The organism is Syntrophomonas sp. (assembly GCF_028707975.1).
Taxonomy (GTDB): domain Bacteria; phylum Bacillota; class Syntrophomonadia; order Syntrophomonadales; family Syntrophomonadaceae; genus Syntrophomonas.
Genome location: NZ_JAQVZX010000011.1, coordinates 16,440 through 38,578, shown reverse-complemented (window position 1 = coordinate 38,578; position 22,139 = coordinate 16,440). Strand labels below are relative to the sequence as shown.

The 22,139-nt window shown below is 45.3% G+C and carries 20 protein-coding genes; 15 read left to right on the top strand and 5 right to left on the bottom strand.

Translation table 11 applies throughout. The features are described 5' to 3' along the window. The 10 genes from PHP87_RS02945 to PHP87_RS02900 form a co-directional block, all read left to right on the top strand. A partial coding sequence (locus tag PHP87_RS02945) for a molybdopterin-binding protein (protein WP_366942882.1) occupies positions 1 to 562 on the top strand: 562 nt, incomplete at its 5' end. A gap of 72 nt (positions 563 to 634) precedes the next feature. After that, a complete protein-coding gene (locus tag PHP87_RS02940; protein ID WP_276624284.1) occupies positions 635 to 1,081 on the top strand; it encodes an NAD(P)H-dependent oxidoreductase subunit E in 447 nt (148 codons plus the stop codon). A gap of 29 nt (positions 1,082 to 1,110) precedes the next feature. Next, a complete protein-coding gene (gene nuoF / locus PHP87_RS02935) occupies positions 1,111 to 2,334 on the top strand; it encodes an NADH-quinone oxidoreductase subunit NuoF (RefSeq protein ID WP_299918233.1) in 1,224 nt (407 codons plus the stop codon). A gap of 411 nt (positions 2,335 to 2,745) precedes the next feature. Then, positions 2,746 to 2,997 carry a TM1266 family iron-only hydrogenase system putative regulator gene (locus tag PHP87_RS02930; protein ID WP_299918231.1) on the top strand — a complete coding sequence of 84 codons (252 nt, stop codon included), beginning with the start codon at positions 2,746 to 2,748 and terminating at the stop codon, positions 2,995 to 2,997. A gap of 151 nt (positions 2,998 to 3,148) precedes the next feature. Then, positions 3,149 to 4,612 carry a [FeFe] hydrogenase H-cluster radical SAM maturase HydG gene (gene hydG / locus PHP87_RS02925; protein WP_299918229.1) on the top strand — a complete coding sequence of 488 codons (1,464 nt, stop codon included), beginning with the start codon at positions 3,149 to 3,151 and terminating at the stop codon, positions 4,610 to 4,612. Positions 4,613 to 4,634: 22 nt separating this feature from the next. Continuing rightward, entirely contained in the window at positions 4,635 to 4,967 is a 333-nt protein-coding gene (locus PHP87_RS02920) for a hypothetical protein (RefSeq protein ID WP_299918227.1), read from the top strand. After that, complete coding sequence (gene hydE / locus PHP87_RS02915) at positions 4,936 to 5,991, top strand: [FeFe] hydrogenase H-cluster radical SAM maturase HydE (protein ID WP_299918224.1); 1,056 nt, start codon at positions 4,936 to 4,938, stop codon at positions 5,989 to 5,991. The genes PHP87_RS02920 and hydE overlap by 32 nt, the downstream gene beginning before the upstream one ends. 471 nt (positions 5,992 to 6,462) lie before the next feature. After that, a complete protein-coding gene (locus PHP87_RS02910; RefSeq protein ID WP_299918221.1) occupies positions 6,463 to 6,906 on the top strand; it encodes an NAD(P)H-dependent oxidoreductase subunit E in 444 nt (147 codons plus the stop codon). A 61-nt stretch (positions 6,907 to 6,967) separates the two neighbouring features. After that, entirely contained in the window at positions 6,968 to 8,191 is a 1,224-nt protein-coding gene (gene nuoF, locus PHP87_RS02905) for an NADH-quinone oxidoreductase subunit NuoF (RefSeq protein ID WP_299918219.1), read from the top strand. 24 nt (positions 8,192 to 8,215) lie between these two features. Then, positions 8,216 to 9,940 carry an NADH-dependent [FeFe] hydrogenase, group A6 gene (locus PHP87_RS02900; RefSeq protein WP_299918216.1) on the top strand — a complete coding sequence of 575 codons (1,725 nt, stop codon included), beginning with the start codon at positions 8,216 to 8,218 and terminating at the stop codon, positions 9,938 to 9,940. Between the two features lie 21 nt (positions 9,941 to 9,961). On the opposite strand, the gene PHP87_RS02895 is transcribed toward PHP87_RS02900, so the two are convergent. Both PHP87_RS02895 and murB read right to left on the bottom strand, forming a co-directional pair. Beyond that, entirely contained in the window at positions 9,962 to 11,713 is a 1,752-nt protein-coding gene (locus tag PHP87_RS02895; RefSeq protein WP_299918214.1) for a B12-binding domain-containing radical SAM protein, read from the bottom strand. A gap of 38 nt (positions 11,714 to 11,751) precedes the next feature. Continuing rightward, positions 11,752 to 12,651, bottom strand: coding sequence for a UDP-N-acetylmuramate dehydrogenase (gene murB / locus PHP87_RS02890; protein ID WP_299918211.1), 900 nt, complete (start codon positions 12,649 to 12,651; stop codon positions 11,752 to 11,754). 393 nt (positions 12,652 to 13,044) lie between these two features. Between murB and PHP87_RS02885 the strand changes: the two genes are divergently transcribed. After that, positions 13,045 to 13,296, top strand: coding sequence for a hypothetical protein (locus PHP87_RS02885; RefSeq protein WP_299918208.1), 252 nt, complete (start codon positions 13,045 to 13,047; stop codon positions 13,294 to 13,296). A gap of 13 nt (positions 13,297 to 13,309) precedes the next feature. On the opposite strand, the gene PHP87_RS02880 is transcribed toward PHP87_RS02885, so the two are convergent. Then, a complete protein-coding gene (locus PHP87_RS02880; RefSeq protein WP_299918205.1) occupies positions 13,310 to 14,653 on the bottom strand; it encodes an acetyl-CoA hydrolase/transferase C-terminal domain-containing protein in 1,344 nt (447 codons plus the stop codon). A 718-nt stretch (positions 14,654 to 15,371) separates the two neighbouring features. On the opposite strand from PHP87_RS02880, the gene PHP87_RS02875 reads away from it, so the two are divergent. The 4 genes from PHP87_RS02875 (at position 15,372) to lexA (ending at position 20,044) form a co-directional block, all read left to right on the top strand. Beyond that, positions 15,372 to 16,772, top strand: coding sequence for an FAD-binding oxidoreductase (locus tag PHP87_RS02875; protein ID WP_299918202.1), 1,401 nt, complete (start codon positions 15,372 to 15,374; stop codon positions 16,770 to 16,772). A gap of 235 nt (positions 16,773 to 17,007) precedes the next feature. Then, positions 17,008 to 18,300, top strand: a complete 1,293-nt coding sequence (locus tag PHP87_RS02870) for a (Fe-S)-binding protein (RefSeq protein WP_299918200.1) — start codon at positions 17,008 to 17,010, stop codon at positions 18,298 to 18,300. Positions 18,301 to 18,639: 339 nt separating this feature from the next. Continuing rightward, on the top strand, positions 18,640 to 19,362 hold the full coding sequence (locus PHP87_RS02865; RefSeq protein ID WP_299918197.1) for an ATP-binding protein: 723 nt from the start codon (positions 18,640 to 18,642) through the stop codon (positions 19,360 to 19,362). A gap of 67 nt (positions 19,363 to 19,429) precedes the next feature. Further along, a complete protein-coding gene (lexA, locus tag PHP87_RS02860; protein WP_299918194.1) occupies positions 19,430 to 20,044 on the top strand; it encodes a transcriptional repressor LexA in 615 nt (204 codons plus the stop codon). A gap of 185 nt (positions 20,045 to 20,229) precedes the next feature. On the opposite strand, the gene glnA is transcribed toward lexA, so the two are convergent. After that, positions 20,230 to 21,558: a type I glutamate--ammonia ligase gene (gene glnA / locus PHP87_RS02855; RefSeq protein ID WP_299918191.1), complete on the bottom strand. Its 1,329-nt coding sequence runs from the start codon at positions 21,556 to 21,558 to the stop codon at positions 20,230 to 20,232. A 24-nt stretch (positions 21,559 to 21,582) separates the two neighbouring features. Beyond that, the gene (locus PHP87_RS02850) at positions 21,583 to 22,068 is read right to left on the bottom strand and encodes a DUF456 domain-containing protein (RefSeq protein ID WP_299918189.1); all 486 of its coding nucleotides are present in this window, start codon (positions 22,066 to 22,068) and stop codon (positions 21,583 to 21,585) included. Positions 22,069 to 22,139: the final 71 nt, after the last annotated feature.

Sequence of the window (22,139 nt, the reverse complement as noted above, 5' to 3'; positions counted from 1 at the left end):
AGTTGAACTGGCTGGCCAAAAGGATATGACTCAAATCAAATCCCAGCTTTTGCAAATGCTGGAGCACTCTGAGCTGGTAATAACCACCGGCGGGACTTATACCGATGGTATTAATGAGATTCATGTTCTAATAGATGAAATTAGAGCCCGTCCCCTGTTTCGGGAGATTCCCCTACAACCAGGAAGCCATAACGGAGCTGCCCTGCTAGGTTCCCGGCTCATTATTTCCCTTTCCGGCAATCCAGCGGCTTGTGCTGTGGGCTATCATCTTTTTGCCGCCACGGCCTTAAGAGCTTTACAGGGAATTGAACCTCTGTTGCCTCGGGTAAATGCCATATGTTCCAGCCCTTATGCCAAGAAAACTGGATCACGCAGGTTTATCCGGGCTCTGGCTTCACCCCGCGAAGATGGATGGACCGTATCTATACTGCCCGGGCAAAAGCCCAGTATGATTCGCTCTTTGGTAGATTGCAATGCCCTTATTGATATGCCGCCCGGGCATCCACCGATGGAAGCAGGTTCGGAAGTTTCGATACTGCTTCTGGATAGGAGTGCAGTTTAACCAGAGGTAATATTTATAATCGTAAGTGTTTCAAATAACAATGCTAAATAACAGGGAGGTGAATATTAACCAATGGCAAACTATGAGGATATAATCAGCAAATACCAGGATCTTCCCGGTGGAATCATAGAAGCCTATCATGCCCTGCAACGGGAATACAGTTATATTCCGGAAGATGCTATCCGGGTTGCCGCTGAGGTTTTTGGTATTCCAACCGCTAAAGCCTGGGGGGTAGCCACATTCTATTCCTACTTTAAAGTGGGAAAGAGAGGCAAAAATGTTATCCGTATTTGTGAAAGTGCTCCCTGCCATGTAGCCGGTGCCGCTGAAGTTATAGCTGCTCTGGAAAAGGAACTGGGAATCCAGATGGGTGATACCACTTCTGACGGAAAGTTTACCCTGGAATTATGCGAATGCGTAGGTCAGTGTCAGGCCACCCCGGTTATTACCGTCAACAGTAAACCCTATGGAGATATGACTCCGGAAAAAGTATCCGGGGTTCTGGCTGAATACAAGTAAAGCAGAAGAAAAAGAAAGGAGGGAATACAATGGCCGAGGAAATGCGCATAGTCTTGCGCAACTACGGTAAGATTGATCCACTGAAAATCGATGATTATATAGCTGCCGGGGGTTACAAATCACTGGAAAAGGCCCGCGGCATGAAGCAAACGGAAGTCATTGAAGAAGTAAAAAAATCCAATCTGCGAGGACGCGGGGGTGCTGGTTTCAATGCCGGTATGAAATGGAATTTCTCTTATCAGGTGCAATCGGAAGAAAAATATGTGGTCTGTAATGCGGATGAAGGAGAACCCGGCACCTATAAAGACCGTATCATTATGGAAAACGACCCCCAGAGCGTAATCGAAGGTATGGCTATATGCGGTTATGCTATAGGATCCAAAAAAGGCTATATTTATTGCCGGGGTGAATATCCCTATGTAGTCGACACTTTAAACCAGGCCATTGCCCAGGCTAAAGCCAAGGGCGTACTGGGTGATTTTGATGTGGAAGTCAGGATGGGTGGAGGAGCTTATGTTTGCGGCGAAGAGAGTGCTCTGATTGAATCCATTGAGGGACACCGGGGTGAACCCCGCTTCAAACCTCCCTTTCCACCGGTTATTGGTTTGTGGCAAAAACCGACTATTGTAAACAATGTTGAAACCTTCGCCAACATTCCCATTATTATTGAAAAAGGCGGAGATTGGTACAAAGCCATTGGCGCTCCTAATTATCCGGGTACCAAAGTTTTAACCCTGACTGGCGATGTCAATAACCGCACCTTTTTCGAAGTGCCTACGAACACCACTATCAGAGAGGTCATTTTCGGACTCGGCGGCGGTGTAGCCGGCGGTAAAAAGTTCAAAGCGGTGCAGATAGGTGGAACATCAGGTGGTTTTATCCCCGAGTCCAACTTGGATACCCCTATTGATTTTGACTCCATGAACTCAATTGGTGCCGTACTTGGTTCCGGTGCAGTTTTCGTAATGGATGAAAGCCGCGACATTGTAGATGTAGTAGCCCGTATCGCCAAATTCTTCGAACATGAATCCTGTGGCAAGTGTTCACCCTGCCGCGAAGGTACCAAGAGAATGCATGAAATGATGGAACGGCTTAATGTCGGCGAAGGCAGTGCGGAAGATGTTGAACTCCTAGGCCGTCTGGGCAAGGTAATGTCAGTAGCCTGCCTGTGCGGGCTGGGCCAGGCAGCACCTGCTCCGGTGCTTACTACCATAAAGAACTTTAATGCTGACTACCAGGCCAAGTTTAACTAAATATCTGCAAATAAATTTTACTGGTATTTCTTTTACTGATAAGGTATTATACAAATAATAAAATTAGTTTTAGTCCCTGATAAAAAGGCATAAGCTGCTTTAGAGGGGTCAGGAAATCCAGCTAATACGGTGCTTATCCTGAGTCCTTATCAGGATAAGCACTTTTTTTTATTAATTAAACTGCGACTCTACTGCAAAAACCCCTTTTGATGCGGTACCCCTTGAGCCGCGAGACAAGCCGCAGGTGTTGCCCATGCATAGCGCCCTGTCGGACACAACTGATGCTCCCTTCGGTCGCTATTAAGGACGCTGGAGCGGTATATTTATACAAGCTATAAATCAACTGGCCATCAGCAATTAGTGCCAGGTAAAGGTAAATTAGAGATGTTCCGTTGGAGGGAGGAAAAGCCCTTGTCTGACAAGCGCATTGGAGTAATAGGTATAGTGGTGGAGAATCGTGATGCCGTTCCCCAGGTAAACCAGGTTTTAACTAACCATGCCAGTATGATTATTGGTCGCATGGGACTTCCCTATCGTCAAAAAGATCTGGCCGTTATCGCTTTAATTGTAGACGGCAGTACCGATGAATTGGGAGCCCTAACCGGGAAACTAGGAAATATATCCGGGGTAACCGTAAAAAGCGCCTTAACTAAAGGAAGCTAAGAATAATTGTAAGAATAGCATATTAGCACCCTGATAATGAGGTAGGAACTGAGTTAAAGGGGGGAAGCAAAGTAAGTATTGACCGCTTACCTCTTTTCGGGGTGAGCGGTTTTATTTTATTCAGTTTAAGGGTTAAAGGAGGAGAATTGGTATGGAAGCGGTATCAGTTAACCGGTGGATTGATAATGTTATTAAGCCAGAGCAGGTTGAAAAGTACAAGAATAATGGGAAAAGTTTTATCGACGAAGGCTTTATCCAGGAAACCCTGATGGCCAACAAACAGCCGGAAAAGCAGCAAATTCGAGAAATCATGGCCAAAGCCCTGGAGCTGAACCGTCTGGAACCAGCGGAAACAGCCGCCCTACTTAATTGCACTGATGAAGAGCTCTGGGAGGAAATGTATGCTACCGGTCTACAGATTAAACATAAGGTCTATGGAAGAAGGATTGTTTTTTTTGCTCCGCTTTATGTCAGCAACTATTGTGTGAATAACTGTGTGTATTGTGGTTTTCGCTGCGATAACCGGGAAACCATCAGAAAAAGAATGAATGCCTCGGAGTTAAGCGCAGAAGTTAAAGCTCTAATAGGCAAAGGCCACAAACGCTTGATTATGGTTTATGGAGAACATCCCAAATCTGATGTCAACTATATTGCCGATACCCTGAGAACTGCCTATGCCACCAAAGAAGGAAATGGTGAAATTCGCCGGGTCAATGTTAACGCCGCACCCATGTCCATTGAAGATCTTCGTATATTAAAGGAAGTAGGCATCGGCACCTTTCAGGTCTTTCAGGAAACCTACCATTATCCTTCTTACAAAAAGCTTCATCCCCGTGGCTTAAAAGCGGATTACGGTTGGCGTCTATATGCCCTGCACCGGGCTATGGATGCCGGGGTGGATGATGTGGGTATTGGAGCCCTTTTTGGCCTGTATGACTGGAAGTTTGAAGTAATGGGACTCTTAATGCATACCATTGATCTGGAAGAAAAATTTGCTGGGGTTGGACCCCATACTATATCCTTTCCCCGCTTGCAGCCTGCTTTGAATACCCCATTTCTGCAAAACAACAGCTATTATGTGGATGATAGGACCTTCAAAAAACTGGTTACGGTTATTCGTCTTTCTGTTCCCTACACTGGAATGATATTGACCGCCCGCGAGAATGCGGAGATTCGCAATGAGGTGATTCAGGTGGGCTGCAGCCAGATAGATGCCGGTTCCAATATAGGTGTGGGAAGCTATAGTGAAGATGCTGTGGACTATCAACGGCAGCAGTTTATTCTGGGCGATAACCGCAGCCTGGACGAAGCCATCCGGGACATGGCCAAGCTCGGTTTTATCACTTCCTTCTGTACGGCCGATTATCGCTGTGGTCGTACCGGCGGCTGCTTTATGGGAATAGCCAAGAAGGGTAAAATCCATAATCTTTGTATGCCCAACGCCATTTTGACCTTCAAGGAATACCTTTTAGACTATGCCAGCGAAGAAACCAAAGAGGCGGCTTCCTATTTAATTGATAAGGAACTGGCAGCTCTCCCCAATGAACAAGTGAGAGCTACGGTAGTAGAAATGTTGGAGCGTATAGAGAATGGAGAGAGGGATTTATTCCTCTAATTCAGGCTAGGTGGTGAACAAAGTGCAGGAATCCTTAGAAGAACTTAAGATTAATCTTGACCACTACCCGGAAAAAGACGGTGAGGAATACCTTCGTTTATGCGATAATCAGATATTGCGTATTTATCCCCAAATAAAAATGCGCTGGGCCAGGATTTATGGTAGAAGATGGGCACAGCTGCTGGGAAATTTTGTTGATATCCCTTTTAATCCATTGCGCATAAAGCTGAATGATAAATATGGACTGTTGATAGACAACGCCAATTCGCTTTCCCCTGCTGACCTGGAGCAATTGATTGCTATTCTCAAGGAGTGTTTTGAAGATGAACCCTTACCGAGAACAAGAAATAGTTGAAATTCTAAACAGCAATGAGCCGGAAATCCTTAATTCCCTGCTGCAAGCGGCCCATAATACCCGTATTAAACAGCTGGGAAAGGAGGTATACCTGCGTGGACTCATAGAATTCTCCAACTATTGCCCGCGCAACTGCCTCTATTGCGGCCTGAGGAAAAGCAACGAAAATATCCATCGTTACCAGCTTGATGAAGAACAAATAATAGAATTGGCTATGATGGCTTACGACCTGGGTTTTCAATCCATTGCCCTGCAGTCGGGGGAGATAGACAGCCCGGATCAGGTAGATCTTTTAGCGGCTATCGTCGAGGAGATTATTCTCAGCAGCAGACAGCGGGGCCATCAGGGCCTGGGGGTTACTTTGAGTGTGGGCGAATTGAGCTACCAGCAATACCTGCAACTCTGGCAAGCCGGTGCTCATCGTTACCTCTTGCGCATTGAAACTTCTGACCCCCAGTTGTTTAAAAAAATACATCCTCCCTCCCAGCTTTATGATAGACGGCTGGAATGCCTGGACGCCTTGAAGGATATCGGCTACCAGGTGGGTACGGGGATTATGGTAGGACTGCCCGGACAAAGCAGTGAACAGCTGGCTCAAGACCTGGCCTTTTTTCAAAATAGGGATATTGATATGCTGGGTTTGGGTCCCTATGTCCCCCATTCTGATACTCCCCTGTCGCGGGTGCCGGATAACCGCCAGCGGGATGCCTTTACCCTGACCATCAAAATGCTGGCCCTGGCCCGCCTGACCATGCCGGATATTAATATGGTGGCTTCCACCGCTTTGCAGAGCATTAATCCGCTAGGACTGAGATTGGGATTAATGGCTGGTGCCAACATAATAATGCCGGTACTTACCCCGGAAGAAAACCGGGGGGATTACTCTCTCTATGATAATAAAGAACACAAGCGTATGGAAGAAATAGCGGCGGAGGTTGAAGCCGGCGGGTTTAAGCTGGGCTATTGGAAATGGGGCGACTCCCCCCATTATTTTCGGCGCCGGGAGGAACTGAAGCAGGGTTAAATCCTTAAATATTTATGATTCTACTGCAAAAACCCCTTTTGTTGCATAAGGGTTGAATAAATATACAAAACGCTGGCGAAGGTGAAAGCGGGCGGTCGATGCAGTAGAGTCAAACATAGTTTCCTGGATTTATCAGGAAAGCAGGAATAATGTAGGGCAAGCATGAATGCTTGCCCTACAATTATCTCTAGTTCCAGATTATTTACCAATAACTCTATTTGAATCCAAAACTGATTTCACAGAACCTCCCTTGACTCGTTTTTGAGTATAGACCACCCAGATAAATAAGAAACTAATGAAAAAGGAATAAAACGAACTATTCACTAATAAATCCCAAAGAATTCTGCTAATTTGAGAAATTTTGAACTTTCTATTTTGACGGTATTATATTATGTTAATCATAAGTGTGGACTAGTAGCTCTATGGCAGTTACTACAAAACCAAATAAGCAAAGGAAGGAGGTATAGGAGGATGGACTATAAGGAGATAATTGCCCAGTATGATGGAAAAGCAGGGGGAATTATTGAAGCTTACCATGCGCTATTGAGGGAATTCAGTTACCTGCCGGAGGAAGCCATAGCTGAAGCGGCTCGTATATTCAAACTATCAACGGCCGAAGCCTATGGTATCGCTACTTTTTACTCCATGTTCTCGGTTGAAGCTCGCGGTAAAAATGTTGTTAGAATTTGTGAAAGCGCTCCCTGTCATGTAGCTGGAGCATCTGATGTAGTAGCAGCGCTGGAAAGAGAACTGGGAATCAAGATGGGAGAGAGTACGGCTGATGGAAAATTTGCTCTGGAATTTACCGAGTGTGTTGGGCAATGCCAGGCTACACCGGTCATTACCATTAACGGTAAGCCGTATCTGGATGTCAGTCCAGCTAAAATTCCCGCCATTATTGCGGAATACAAATAAAATAGTATATCAAAACTTTAGTTGGGGTTTTAAAACTAGAATATAGAAAGGAGGCATACGAATGGCCGAGGAAATGCGTATAGTGCTGCGGAACTACGGTAAGATCGCCCCCCTGAAGATCGATGACTATTTGACTCAGGGCGGCTATAAGTCCCTGGAAAAAGCCCGGGCTATGAATACCGCAGATCTCATTGCCGAAGTCAAGAAATCCAACCTTAGAGGCCGCGGTGGTGCTGGTTTTAACTGTGGAATGAAGTGGTCTTTTGCCGCTGGCGCACAGGCTGATCAGAAATATGTCATATGTAATGCTGATGAAGGCGAACCAGGTACTTACAAAGACCGGTTGATCATGGAAAATGACCCGCATACTTTAATTGAAGGAATGGCTATTTGTGCCTATGCTATTGGAGCGACCCAGGGTTATATATATCTTAGAGGAGAATACCCTTTCCTGATAAGCACCCTGAATACTGCGATTAACCAGGCTAGAGAAAAGGGATTGGTAAAAAATTTTGATATCGAAGTAAGAAGCGGAGCCGGAGCATATGTTTGCGGTGAAGAAACCGCTCTTATCGAATCTATTGAGGGAAAACGCGGTGAGCCACGCTTTAAGCCCCCTTATCCACCTTCCGAAGGATTATGGTCCAAGCCTACTATCGTCAACAATGTGGAGACCTTTGCCAATATTCCTGTCATAATCGAAAAAGGAGCCGATTGGTATGCCAGCATTGGCAACCCTGCCTATCCGGGAACCAAAGTCTTTACCCTGACTGGTGATGTCAACAATAGAACCTTTTTTGAGGTTCCCACCAGCACCACTATCAGGGAGATAGTCTTCCAATTCGGTGGAGGCATCCCGGGTGGTAAGAAATTTAAAGCGGTGCAAATCGGCGGGACATCAGGTGCTTTCATTCCTGAAGCTCTGCTGGATACCCCGGTAGCTTTTGATTCCATGTCCGCTATTGGAGCTACTCTAGGCTCCGGTGCCACTTTCGTAATTGATGAGAGCCGGGATGTTGTCGATGTAGCCACCAGGATAGCTGGATTTTTTGAACATGAATCCTGTGGAAAATGTGCTCCCTGCCGCGAAGGCACCGCCAGAACCGCAGAGCTTATGGAAAAGATTAATGAAGGACGAGGCTCGAACAAAGATATTGCTTTGCTGGAAAAGTTAGGCAATGTAATGTCCTATTCCTGTCTCTGTGGCCTGGGTCAGGCCGCCCCCGCTCCGGTATTGACCACTATCAAGCACTTTAAAGCCGATTATGAAGCTAAATTCATGTAGGAAAGAGCAAAGGAGGGAAAATGAATGGTTAACCTGACAATAGACGGAATTAAAGTATCCGTTCCTGAGGGCTCTACCATCCTGCAGGCAGCTAGCGAAGTCGGCATTAAAATACCTACCCTGTGTTTTCATCCTGACCAGTCGATAAAAGCCAACTGCAGAGTATGTGTATGTGAAGTAGAAGGCAACCGCTTGCTGCAAGCGGCCTGCGCCATGCCCGTTTTTGAAGGAATGGTCGTAAAAACCAGGACACCGAAGGTTTTAGAAGCCAGAAAAACTATATTGGAATTGATACTATCCAATCACCCGCAAGATTGCCTGAACTGTATAAGAAACGGCAATTGCGAACTGCAGGACCTGGCCCAGGAATACTGCATAAGAGAGAATCCGTTTGAATACAAGGTACGGGGATTTGAAAAAGACTTTTCCACTCCATCACTATTCCGGGATCAGGATAAATGTATACTCTGTCGCCGTTGTGTTGAAGTTTGTTCAGTTGTCCAGAGCGTAAATGCCCTGGGTCTGGAGGGTCGGGGCTATGATTCGATGGTGGTTCCTACCCTGGGCAAAGCCTTGATTGACAGCCCTTGCATAATGTGTGGACAATGTATCCACGCCTGCCCGGTTGGTGCCATTGGCGAAATAGAACAGATTGATGAATTCCTGGCTGCGGTAGCTAACCCCGACAAAGTGGTGATAACCCAGATAGCACCTGCAGTCAGAGTGGCTATTGCTGAAGAAGTAGGCATGATGACCGGTGAAATGCCGATGGGGACCTTTGTACAGGGACTTCGTCAAATCGGTTTTGATCATGTGCTGCATACCAACTTTACAGCTGACCTTACTATTCTGGAAGAAGGCAACGAACTTTTGAAGCGCTTGAAGGAAGGCGGAACTCTACCCATGTTCACTTCCTGCAGTCCCGGCTGGATCAACTTCTGTGAAACTTTCTATCCGGATCTCCTGGACAACCTCTCTACCTGCAAGTCACCCCAGCAGATGTTTGGAGCTCTGGTCAAGACCTACTGGGCCGAGAAGATGGGTATTGACCCGGCCAATATTTATTCGGTATCCATTATGCCCTGTGTAGCCAAAAAATTTGAGGCGGCCCGTCCAGAAATGAATGATAGTGGCTATCAGGATGTTGATCTGGTATTAACCACCCGTGAAATAGGACGACTATTCCGTATGAGCGGCCTTGATTTCAGCAGGCTGCCCGCCTCCGATTTCGATTCCTGGATGGGTAAATACACTGGCGCAGCCGTAATCTTTGGCGCTTCCGGCGGGGTTATGGAAGCGGCTCTGCGTACCGTTTATGAGGTAGTGACCGGAAAGACCTTGGAAGATGTAAATTTTGTCGCTACCCGCGGTATAACTGGTATTAAGGAAGCTGATGTGGATTTGGATGGTACGGTAGTCAAGGTAGCTATCGCCAATGGACTGGCCAATGCCCGCAAACTAATGGAGCAGGTTAGAGCAGGCGAGTCGCCTTATCATTTCATTGAAATAATGGCTTGTCCCGGTGGTTGTATCGGCGGCGGCGGTCAGCCCATCACCAAAGCCAATGTCAAACGGGTGGAACGCATAGAGGCTATTTATGCAGAGGATGCCGGATTGCCTCTGAGAAAATCACACGATAATCCGGAAGTTAAAACCCTTTACGAGGAATTCCTGCATGAACCTCTGGGACATAAATCTCACGAGCTCCTGCATACACATTATCATCCCAAGAACAAAAAATTCTTATAATTAATTTTAATAAGAATTGATTCATTCAGAGTTGATAAAGGTGCCCGGCACCTTTATCAACTCTTCTGCTTTTTTCCGGCGGGGATTATAGAGAAACAGGTAAGGGATAAGCTGGGAAGACTCTATTCCAGTATTCAGGTCGATTTTAAAGAATTCGAGATGTAGCAGCCTGCGCAATTCCCGGTTGCTTTTTGTGCTGGCATATGGAGGTAGATTTGATTGTACAAAATCCTGGTCTTTTATCACTGTGTAGAGTATCTGGCTCGTGTTTTCCGGATTGCAGCCACTCAATTTGGAGGGTAGATTAGATGATTGCTGATTCCAGAGATAATCATATTTTAGCAGCTCATTGACTGTTTCCTGAAACATAACAAAATTACTCTTAATAAAATCCAGCAGAAAATTATACTCCGCTTCCCGGCGGTGAGAGCAGGCAAAATACCCCTGTTCCTGCCAATAAGAGGCAAAAGCAGCCAGGAAACTAAAAGCATCACCCTGATAGATTTGCTGTACGATATAATCCAGTGTAAAACGCATCTGGCCCGAATTGTAATAACGATCCAGCAGGTTCTCTATTTGTTTTAACTGCAAGATATCAGTGTAGTCGAGATAATGATTGGCCAGCAACTGGTATGGGGGTTTGTCCTGAAACATATATCCATGTTCCCTGGCAACAGCCCGTATTTCCGAACCCTTCAAGAGCTTGAGGAAACCCAGCTGGATTACATCCGGGCGTATAGAAAAAACATCATTGAAAGAACGGCCAAATCGCTCCAAGCTTTCGTAAGGTAGGCCAGCAATAAGATCGAGGTGCAGGTGGAGGTTCCCGGCAGACTGCAGGCTTTCAATGTTAGTCCTCAAGCGTTGCCAGTTGCTTTTCCGCCTTACTGCTTTTAGGCTTTCTGGGCAGGTAGACTGAATACCGATTTCAAAATTAAATAAATCTGGTGGTACGGTGGTAAGGAATGAGATGAATTCCGGGGATAAATAATCTGCGGCTATCTCACAATGAAAGCGGGTATTTCCCCCCTGGGAAATAATAAACTCCATGATTGCCCGGGCCCGTCTTTCATCAGCATTAAAGGTCCGGTCAACAAATTTCACTTCCTTTACCCCGGCGTGAATCAATTTAGCCAGGTCCTCTTTTACCCTATCCAGGGGGAAAAAGCGCACCCCCTTGATGGTTGAGGATAGGCAGTAGCTGCAATTATAGGGGCAACCCCGGGAGGTCTCGTAATACAAAATACGGTTGTGGTAGGAATCCAGTTGGTCCTGATAAGGAAAAGGAACCATACCCAGCTCGGCTATCAGTTCCCTATCGGGATTATCTAGAATCGAGGCCCCATCACGGTAGCTTATCCCCTTTACCTCTGCCCGGGATTTGCTCCCAGCTATACTCTCCAGAACCTCCTTTATGCTCTCCTCCCCTTCTCCGCGTATTATGCAATCAATGCTGGGATTCTCCATTAAAATATTTTTAGCATCATAACTTACTTCCGGTCCTCCCAGGATAATATAGCTTTGTGGAGCTACCTTCTTGTATTCGCGACATATCTCCAAGATGGCGCAAACATTCCAAATATAAACAGAAAAAGCCAGCACATCAGGCTGCTCGCGAAATATTTCTGCCATAATGTACTCGTTCTTTTCGTTTATGGTAAACTCGCGTACTTTAGTCTCCCACCTGTCATCAGCAGCAGCCGCTTGAAGATAGGCCAGAGCCAGACATGAGTGAATATATTTGGCATTGAGGGTGGTTAATAGTAGTTTCATAATATTTCACCAAACCCCGTAATATATTTTCTTAATAATCATTCTTCTCCAACTACCTTAATTTCTGTCTCTAGCTCTATTCCATAATGCTCTTTGGCTTTAGCCTTGACTATCGCAATCAATTCCAGCACCTCACTGGCGCTAGCATTACCGGTATTAATGATAAAGCCAGCATGTTTGCGGGAAACCTCGGCTCCGCCAACTTTAAAGCCTTTAAGGCCCATCTCTTCAATCATTGGTCCTACAAAGAATCCTGAAGGCCGCCGAAAAGTACTGCCCGCACTGGGGTATTCCAGGGGCTGTTTTTCCCGGCGCCGTTTAGCAAAGTCCTGCATCCTGGCTCTAATATCCTCTGCCTTTTCCCTGCGCAATTGCATAAGGGCCGAGACTACAATCAGTTCTTCTTCCTGAAAGATGCTTCCCCGGTAGCGCAGTTTCATTTCTTCTGGCTTAAAGCTGGACAATTTTCCGTCAGGAGTAATTGCCCTGACTTCCTTCAGGACATCTTTCATTTCCCCGCCATAGGCGCCAGCATTCATTACCACTGCTCCTCCCAGGCTTCCAGGTATTCCTTCAGCAAATTCAAGACCACCAAGGTTGTAGTCGGCAGCCGCCTGGGACAGCTCCGCCAGCCTGACCCCGGCCTCAGCAAATATTTCTTCGTTGAAGATAGAAAAGTTCCTCAGATTATTCCCAACTTTTATAGCTACTCCTCTGATTCCTTTGTCTCTGACCAGGAGATTGCTGCCCAGACCAAAAATAAAATAAGGTATATCTTTTTCACGGCAATAGTGAATAGTCCTTTGAATTTCTTCAACGCTCTCCGGCAAGACCAAAATATCTACTGGGCCACCTATTTTAAAGCTGCTATGATCTTTCATAGGTTCGTTAATTCTTATTCTTTCTCGGGGCAAAAAGTCAAATAATTCAGAATACATAAAGTCTCCTTTAAACATTAATCAGCCTGACAGGCAGATATCGTTAGTAACTCGCTGTATAGCGTAGTCCCGCCTTTTCCACAATTTAAATGGATGCTAAATCCTGCTGGCCTTCCAGTTTAAATTTATGCCATAAACAAGGAACTATGTCTAGCGCTGCTGCAAAATCTGGCTTTTGAGAAGCAAGAACAATAGTATTAAAGTCTAATTCCACTGCAAAAAATTATAAACATACATTAGCTTGCATATAAAGGGGTTTTTGCAGCAGAGTCAAGTCTAATATAGATTATATCCAATTATTAAAACCTTTTTAACTGTAACTCCAACTTTAGATTAAAAAATGAAGCGGCAGTCTAGATTCTGCCGCTTTTAAAAAAACTGGGGGAATATAATATGGGGCTATTTGGTTTTATTGGGGTGCTTTATAATAAAATTCTTATTCTTTTATTATTCGCATCACGACTTTTCGCAGTAGTTGGTTATTCCTTTTTAAGCATCGGAAGAAACTGCGGAGCAGTTTCAACACACCGCTGCAACGAGGTGGAGGAATTAGAACCCGCACCTGTTTTCTTTATAGAAGCCCCACTGCTTAAAGAAGCGGAGGACATATTTCACCCCGTTATAACTACAGGGCGCTTAGACTAACAAGCATTAAGGGTTAGCTTATTTTGTTGCTTCTTCTCCAAATGCCCTGAGCTTCGGCTGCTTTAATCAATTCATCTCTGGTATCAGGGTGAGCAATACCGATCAAGCCTTCAGCCCGCTGCCAGACCGACATGCCCTTTTGATGGAATTTGCCATATTCGGTGACGATGATAGGGGCCATGGATCGGGTATCGGTTACTATACCGCCCGGAGGAAGACCGGGACATATTCTGGATTTAATGCTGCCATCTGCAGTAGTATAAGAAGAAGGCAAGCACACAAAGGATTTGCCCCCCCGGGAAAGATAACCAGCCAGAACGAAATCGAACTGTCCTCCGGTTCCACTTATCTGGCGGAATCCTGATGACTCGGCACAAACCTGCCCATAAAGATCGATTTCTACCGCATTATTAATGGTTATAAGATTATCGTTGAGTGCAGAAATAGCTGGTTTATTGGTATAATTAACTGGATACATGGCACACTTGGTATTGTCATCGATAAAATCATAAAGCATCTGGGTACCCAGAGCAAAAGTATAAACCATTTTTCCGGGATCGGTTTGTTTTTTGCTGCCACTCAGCTTTCCGGCCTCATGCATATAGACATAGGCATCCACCAGCATTTCGGTGTGACATCCCAGATCCTTCAGGTCGGAGTCAGCAATCATCATGCCCACCGCATTAGGAATACCGCCAATTCCCAACTGAACACAACAGCCATCATGCATATCTTTTAAAATAAGTTTAGCTATCTTTTCATCTACTTCGGTAAGAGGCGGAGCGGGAATCTGGGCCAGAGGTTGATTTTCCCCTTCCACAATATAATCAACTTCCGAAATGTGGATAGCCTCTTCATACCCACCCAGGCAACGGGGCTGTTTTTCGTTTACTTCCACAATAATCTTTTCTGCCCGGTCACAAACTGCCCGGGTATGGGTAGCCTGGGGTCCAAAATTGAAATATCCGTGTTTATCCATGGGAGTAACTTGAAGCATAGCTACCGCCAGGGGTTCAATGTGCTCCCGGACATAACGCGGAAGCTCCGAGTAGACTATCGAAGAATAATAAACCGGTTTGGTTTTTGCGACCTTGCGGTCTGCTCCGGACATATGCCAGCTATGCCAGACAAAGGAGTCACCCTCGGGATCAGCCACATTGACCTCGGTTGGATAGGGGTTAACACAAGTCCAGATTTTAACATCAAACAGTTCATCCTTGCGTTTTGCCAAAGCCTTGTCCAGAGTTCTGACCTGCCCTAAAAAGGAGCCAAAATCGATCCAGTCTCCAGATTTTACGATTCTTACTGCCTCATCCGCTGACACTAACTTTTTTCTATATTCGTCCGCAAAACTCATTATTATAACTCCTCCTTATACTTATATCTGATAAACCGAACAGAAAATAAGAATGCTTCTAGCATCAACCCCTTTCATAATGCTTTTTTTATTTAGTTGGCCCTGGAAGCGTCTTCGTTGGAAATTTCTAAATATTCAATCCTTTCAGCAATAAACATGCAAATTGAATGCCAAAAACTTTCTCTAATCATGTAAAACGCAGTCTCATGGGTTTATCTGCCCTTTGCATATAATTTATATCCAAATATGAGATAAAGTTTTTGCTGATCCGTAATGCAATTACGCCAATTTTATCATGCAATAATGCAGTTTGTTGAAGGCAAATCCTATTATTCACATCCGAACCCGTACTATAGGGGTGATCGCGGATATTTTGCGATCAGTCTAATCATGCAATAATGCATTTTAGCTTGTACAAATGCATTAATTGTCGATATTTGCTGTTTTATCACAGGCCTTTCGGTCCTAGAAGGCCTGTGATAAAACAGTATTAATCAAGATGTAGCAATTTTAGTAATATTGGCAAATTTAAGTAAAACACTCTGCCAAACAATCGAATGGAGGTGGGGGACTACGAAGAGTAAGGTGGAAAGAAAGCTTCGGCCAAAATCATAAGGTAGTCGAAATTATGAATCCTCTCCAAGCTCATCTGTGTTATAATAGGCAAGGAATTTGGAGATTTTCTTAAGTATATTAGTTTTTAGGGGAGTGAATTTCTTTGGATAAAGATAAGATAAAAAAAGCTTTAATTGAAATGCTGGGTAAGGAAAAGGTTCTGAGTGAAGAACTCGATTTGATGTATTATTCCTATGATAGTTCCTTCTTGACCAAGCTGGAGCCTAGCAGTCCCCTGGCTGTGGTTTTTCCTCGCTCCACAGAAGAAGTACAAAATATCGCCAGTTTTGCCTTTGAGAATAATGTTGATATTGTTCCCCGCGGTGCGGGAACCGGTGAAACCGGTGGATGTATTGCCATAAAGGGTGGAATAGTTCTGGATTTGTCTACCTGGGATGAAATCGTGGAAATAGATGCTCCCAACATGCAAGTTATCGTCCGTCCCGGGGTTATTCATGCCCAACTAAACAAGGAACTTTCTAAATATAATCTATTTTTCCCTCCTGATCCCGGAAGCAGTCAGATGTGTACTATAGGAGGCATGGTCGCGAACAATGCCAGCGGCTTGAGGGCGGTAAAATACGGCTGTACTGAACAATATATTTTAGGTTTGGAAGTGGTATTGCCCAATGGAGAAGTGATTACTACTGGAGGAGTTAAGGCCAAATGTATAAAGAATGTTTCCGGTTTGAACCTTACCAAGCTAATGGTAGGCTCGGAAGGCATACTGGGGATTGTAACCAGGATTCGCTTGCGCTGCTGGCCCAGGCCTAAAGCTCGCGGGATTGCCATGGCCGTATTCGATGAACTGGACGATGCCCCCGCTGCTGTCTTGGATGTATACCAGGCTGGTATTCTGCCCTCGGGTATTGAAATTCTTGACCGTTCTGCTATTGATGCAGTAAACCAGTTTAAACCGGAAATAAATCTTCCCCAGGCGGAAGCTATTCTCTTGTTTGAAGTTGACGGTAACCCCCCCAGTGTTGAATATGAGGGTTCACTTATAAAAGAAGTGGTGGGAAAAAGGGCCCGTAGCATAGAATGGGCCACTGAACCTAAGAGAATGGCTGAATTATGGGAGGGACGAAGCATAACCGCTACGGCTGCTGCCAGAGTAAGGGCTGATGCCAGCCGGGTCTTTGCCGGAGAAGACATAAGTGTTCCCCTGGCTCGTGTGGCCGATACCCTCAGGGCCATAAGAGCCTTGGGAGACAAATATGGGATAAAGGTGGTAAATTATGGCCATATTGGAGATGGTAATGTTCATACCGCTCCAGTTATCAATCCAGAAAATCCCGAAGAAGTAAAAAAGGTCATGGAAATGGTACATGAAATTCACCTCCTGGCTATTGCCATGGAGGGTTCCACTACCGGCGAACATGGGGTTGGCGCTGTCCGCCGGCAATACGCTGAACTGGAGCACGGTCGAGCCGCCCAACTTATGCGTGATATAAAGAGGGTTTTCGATCCCCTGGGCATAATGAATCCGGGTAAGCTGATCTAACCGCAAAAGGGTTGGAGTAAGGGGTGAAGATGTAAAATTATTTCCTACTACATCTCTTGGTTCCGCTACAAAACCCTTTTTGTTGCATAAGGGTTATTGCATAAATATACAAAGCGAGCGTTAGCGAAGCCTGGACGCAACACCCGGCAAAGACGAGCAGGCGAAAGGGTAGTAGGGTCATCATTCTTGGGTCCTTCGACATGGAGGGTTAGTTCATTGGAAGGAGGAGGTTTTGGTGGAGTTTCATAAATTGCCTCCCGTAAAAGATCAAATAATGAAATGTGTGCGTTGTGGTAAATGCAGAAGTGTATGCCCGGTTTTTGCTGAAATTAGAAATGAAACCGCCGCCCCCCGGGGACATGTTTTCATGGTGCAGATGCTAAGAGATGGCAAGGTTGAGCCGAATAACGATGTGAATGAACGTTTAAGCAATTGCCTTATGTGTGAGAACTGCAGTGTCAATTGTCCCTCGGGAATAGATATACATGAACTGAATGCGGCGGCCCGTTCCTATATATACGACAAGAATCCCAGTCTGAGCAAGGAACTGATATTTGACAGCCTGTGGACCAGACCGGGTTTGCTCAAAGCCTCCAGCAAGTTTATGTGGGGAGCTCAAAAAAGCGGGTTGCAGAGCTTGGCTCGCCATCTGGGATTAACCAGTATTCTACCTGGTGATTTATCTAAAGCGGAGAAAATCTTAGCTTCCGTTCCCCGACAGTCAGCGCGAAGCTTTCTTCCCGAATATAACCCGGCCCGGGGGGAAAAGAAATATCGTATAGCCTATTTCCTGGGTTGTGGTACTGACCTCTTGAATCCCCAGGTAGCACGGGCTACGGTGGATGTACTTACCCACTACGGTTGTGAAGTAATTATTCCCCGGGATATGAAGTGCTGTGGTCTACCGCACATTGCCAATGGCAAGATGGATACGGCCAGGAAATTGGCCGTCCACAATATTAAGATATTCAACAACGGTGATTATGACTATATTGTTACTGATTGCGCCTCCTGTTCGTCAGCTTTATCCTCAAAGAACATGGAATTCCTGTTGGGAGGTTTGAAGATTGAGGATGAGGCTATAGCTTTTTCCCAAAAGGTAATGGATTTAACCCAATTCCTGATGGAAAAGCTTGAGCTCAAGCTGCCCGGCAAAGAAGTAGATGACAGAATAAAGGTAACTTATCATGACCCCTGTCACCTGGCCAATGCCCAGGGAATAAAAAAGGCTCCCAGAGAGCTTCTTAAGCAGATACCGGAAGTGGAATATATAGAAATGGGCGAAGCCAATCGCTGTTGTGGCGGTTCCGGAACCTATAGTCTAACCCACTATGACCTGTCCATGCGAATTCTGGACAAAAAGATGGATAGTGCTATGGAAACTGCTGCCGCAGTGATTGCTACCTGCTGCCCTAGTTGCATGATGCAACTAAGACACGGAGTGCAAAGGCACAAGTGGAACGCCACTGTCATGCACCCGGTAGAGTTACTAAGCCAGAGTCTCAAGCAAACACCGGCCAAGAAATAGATAATTTATAAAGGGGAGAAACAAGCTCCCCTTTTTCAACATTGATGTCACTGCAAAAAGTAATAAATATGCATTAGTGTGCATAAATATACCGCTCAGCAACCTTAATAGCGACCGAAGGGAGCATCAGAAGTGCCCGACAGGGTGCAACCTTAATAGGGACTGCAAGGCATTGTAAGGGCGGTCTTCGAGCGCCCGCTTTCACCTTCGCCAGCGTTTTATATATTTATGCAACCCTTATGCAACAAAAGGGGTTTTCGCAGTAGAGTTAACATTAAAAGTATTATTCCTTTGTACTTTGTTTGGATACTTTACGAAAAGTTATAGGGAAGCTAAGTGATGAATAAGCGTTTGGAGAAGAAGATTTTTAGAAAAATTCGCGATGCCAATTTAAAATACCGGCTGGTGGAGAATGGCGACCGGGTGGCCATAGGGATGTCAGGGGGCAAAGACAGTCTTACCCTGCTCTATTTTTTGCTGCTGCTATATCGCTATACCCCCCTGGATTTTTTACTTTTTCCTGTTTATCTCGATCTCGGTTGGGAAAATGATATTAAGGTTATGCTGGCTTTTTGCGAGGAACTGGGAACCCCCTTGACTGTAGAAAAGACCAATATTGGGCAAATAGTCTTTGATAATCGCCAGGAGAAAAACCCTTGTTCGCTATGTGCCAACCTGCGCCGGGGAGCCCTGAATCGTGTGGCCAAAAATCTCAATTGTAATAAAGTAGCCCTCGGTCATCATCTTGATGATGTAGTTAATACCATGTTTCTCTCCATGCTTTTTGAGGGTCGATTTAAGGTATTTAAGCCCAGCACCTACCTGGATCGAATGGATATCACCATAATCCGACCTCTGATTTATGTAGAAGAAGCTGATATAGAACGCTTTATCGAAGCTAAGGGTCTTTCTCCTTCACCCAACCGCTGCCCTGCAGATGGAGTCGGCAAGCGAGCTGAAGTCGGGAAAATGCTAAACCTTATTGAATCCCACTTCCCCGGAGCACGCAAGAAGTTTCTGGCCAGTATTGAAAATATAGATCGGGAATCTTTTTGGATTTAGAACGAACAACTGTTTTTTTATCCCTGATTCATGCTATAATCAAAATAAATCCCTGTGGAGGTAGGAAATGAATAATAAATTAAACTTAAGTGAAAGGCAAAAGCAAATCCTGGATTTCATAAAACAAAGCAGCCGGGAGAAGGGTTATCCCCCTTCAGTTAGAGAAATAGGCCAGGCCGTTGGGCTAAAATCGAGTTCCACCGTTCATGCTCACCTAGTCCGTCTTGAAGAGAAGGGTTTTTTACGCCGGGATCCCGCTAAACCAAGGGCCATTATACCATTGGATAATGAACCTTTACTTCAAAGCGAGGCCCTGTCCGTTCCTGTTGTTGGCAATGTGGCTGCCGGTTCACCTATCCTGGCGGAGCAGAATATTGATAATTATCTTTCCGTACCGGTGGATTTTCTGGGAAGCGGAAATCATTTCATATTGAAGGTAAAGGGAGACAGCATGATTGAAGCCGGAATACTGGACGGAGATTATCTTATTGTAAGGGAGCAAGCTGATGCATCCAACGGAGAGATCGTTGTAGCCCTTCTGGATAATGAAGCTACGGTAAAGCGATATTATAAATGGGATGATTATGTCGAGTTAAGGCCGGAGAATGCTTCAATGGATTCCATCATGGTTAACGATGTTCAGATTGCCGGCAAGGTTGCAGGTTTACTGCGTAGAATATAGGGTATATCTGGGTTCTACCGCAAAAATCCCTTTTGTTTCATAAGGGTTGCATCCGGCACTCAAATTAATATTCGCCTTTTCTAAATTAAGGTAGTAAGCACTGAGTGCCTGGTGGCTATTAATGTTACTGGAGCTATTATTTTTATAAGCATAATATTTGTTATTTTTTGAAACGATATCAATCTTTAAAATTTCTCCAGGTACTCGGCCAGTTCCCAATCATAAACCCGGGAGCTGTAACTTTCCCACTCTTTCATCTTGGCGAGCACAAAACGAGAATAAATATGCGATCCCAATGCCTCCTGGATTATTTCATCCCGGCGCAGCTCATCGATAGCCTCATAGAGATTCTCCGGCAGGGATTCTATTCCCTGCTGTTTTCTAGTAGCCAGATCCATTTCGTAAATGTTTTGCTCCACCGGCAGCGGCGGTGTTAGCCGGTTACGGATTCCATCCAGACCTGCTTTCAAGATTACCGCCAGACCCAAGTACGGGTTACAACTGGGGTCGGGATTGCGTATCTCTATTCTGGTTCCAATACCCCGGCGTGCAGGTATCCTGATCAAAGGGCTGCGATTGCGGTGAGACCAGGCAATATATACGGGAGCCTCATAGCCGGGTACCAGTCGCTTGTAGGAATTGACGGTCGGATTAGTTATTGCAGCGGTTGCCCGGGCATGCTTTATTACTCCAGCGATGAAATAACGACAGGTTTCACTCAAACCATCAGCCGCATTGGGATCGAAAAATATATTCTCTCCTCCACGAAACAAAGATACATGCAGGTGCATCCCTGAACCATTTATTCCGTAAATCGGTTTGGGCATAAAAGTAGCATGAAGACCATGACGCCGGGCGACAATCCTGACGGCAATGCGAAAAGTTACGATATTATCAGCCGTTCTCAAGGCATCAGTGTATTTAAAATCTATTTCATGTTGTCCAGGAGCTACCTCATGGTGCGCAGCCTCGATTTCAAAACCCAGGCTTTGCAATACCTCGACCATATCCCGGCGGGCTTCCTCGCCTTTATCCACGGGAGGAAGATCGAAATAACCAGCTTTATCATTGGTTTGCAGGCTGGGAATTCCGTTTTCATCGAGGTGAAACATAAAAAACTCGGGTTCAGGTCCAACCTGCATATTGAAGCCCATTTCTCCAGCTTCCTTAATAGCCCGGGATAGAGCAAAGCGAGGACATCCGGTAAAAGGCTCTCCGTTGGAATCAAAAATATCACAGATTATCCGGGCGGTTTTCGCCTTTGAGGTGGTACTGTTCCAGGGCAGGACCAAAAATGTCGATGGGTCGGGTTTAAGGTACATATCTGATTCTTCGATACGCACAAATCCTTCAATCGATGATCCATCAAACATTAGCTCACCATCCAAAGCCTTCTGCAGTTGATCCGCCGTTATCGAAATAGCCTTTAAAACGCCTAAGATATCAGTAAACTGCAAACGAATAAATTTTACATTATCTTCTTTAACTTTTTGGAAAATATATTCACTATCCAAAATCCAACCTCCGCCTTATTAAAATCAAAATACCACAATAAGAAAGGATACAAACATCCCGATAGCCAGCACCAGCTTGAACACCATGCCGGAGAACAAGCCCACCACCGTACCCACACCGATTTTAACCGCTTTTTCCATATCCTGTATTTCGATGTATTCTCCTATCATTGCTCCCAGGAATGGCCCTAACAGAAGGCCCAGAGGGGGAAATAGAAATAAGCCGATGAAGGTACCCAACAGGGCTCCCCACATACCTTTCTTGCTGGACCCAAAATATTTAGCCCCCAGAACCGTGGAAAGATAGTCCACTATTAGCGAAATAACGATCAATGCCGCCAGTATACAAATGTATTTGGGGGTAATAATATGGAAACCCTCATACCAGCCATAAGCGGCAATGGACACAAACATTAATGGTATGCCGGGCAATAGAGGCAGAATCGTTCCGCCAATTCCCAGCAAGAGCAGAATCATTACTATTATCAATGCCATGATACTACCTTCCACTTCTAAACCGCCTCCTTCTCATATCTGATCAGCTTCTGTTATAAGTATAATACTCCCAATACCCCGAGGAT

What these genes read in the sequence shown, in the direction of transcription:
- PHP87_RS02940 (WP_276624284.1), top strand. Translation starts at nt 635, where the DNA reads ATGGCAAACTATGAGGATATAATCAGCAAATACCAGGATCTTCCCGGT.
- nuoF (WP_299918233.1), top strand. Translation starts at nt 1,111, where the DNA reads ATGGCCGAGGAAATGCGCATAGTCTTGCGCAACTACGGTAAGATTGAT.
- hydG (WP_299918229.1), top strand. Translation starts at nt 3,149, where the DNA reads ATGGAAGCGGTATCAGTTAACCGGTGGATTGATAATGTTATTAAGCCA.
- hydE (WP_299918224.1), top strand. Translation starts at nt 4,936, where the DNA reads ATGAACCCTTACCGAGAACAAGAAATAGTTGAAATTCTAAACAGCAAT.
- PHP87_RS02910 (WP_299918221.1), top strand. Translation starts at nt 6,463, where the DNA reads ATGGACTATAAGGAGATAATTGCCCAGTATGATGGAAAAGCAGGGGGA.
- nuoF (WP_299918219.1), top strand. Translation starts at nt 6,968, where the DNA reads ATGGCCGAGGAAATGCGTATAGTGCTGCGGAACTACGGTAAGATCGCC.
- PHP87_RS02900 (WP_299918216.1), top strand. Translation starts at nt 8,216, where the DNA reads ATGGTTAACCTGACAATAGACGGAATTAAAGTATCCGTTCCTGAGGGC.
- PHP87_RS02895 (WP_299918214.1), bottom strand. Translation starts at nt 11,713, where the DNA reads ATGAAACTACTATTAACCACCCTCAATGCCAAATATATTCACTCATGT.
- murB (WP_299918211.1), bottom strand. Translation starts at nt 12,651, where the DNA reads ATGTATTCTGAATTATTTGACTTTTTGCCCCGAGAAAGAATAAGAATT.
- PHP87_RS02885 (WP_299918208.1), top strand. Translation starts at nt 13,045, where the DNA reads ATGGGGCTATTTGGTTTTATTGGGGTGCTTTATAATAAAATTCTTATT.
- PHP87_RS02880 (WP_299918205.1), bottom strand. Translation starts at nt 14,653, where the DNA reads ATGAGTTTTGCGGACGAATATAGAAAAAAGTTAGTGTCAGCGGATGAG.
- PHP87_RS02865 (WP_299918197.1), top strand. Translation starts at nt 18,640, where the DNA reads ATGAATAAGCGTTTGGAGAAGAAGATTTTTAGAAAAATTCGCGATGCC.
- lexA (WP_299918194.1), top strand. Translation starts at nt 19,430, where the DNA reads ATGAATAATAAATTAAACTTAAGTGAAAGGCAAAAGCAAATCCTGGAT.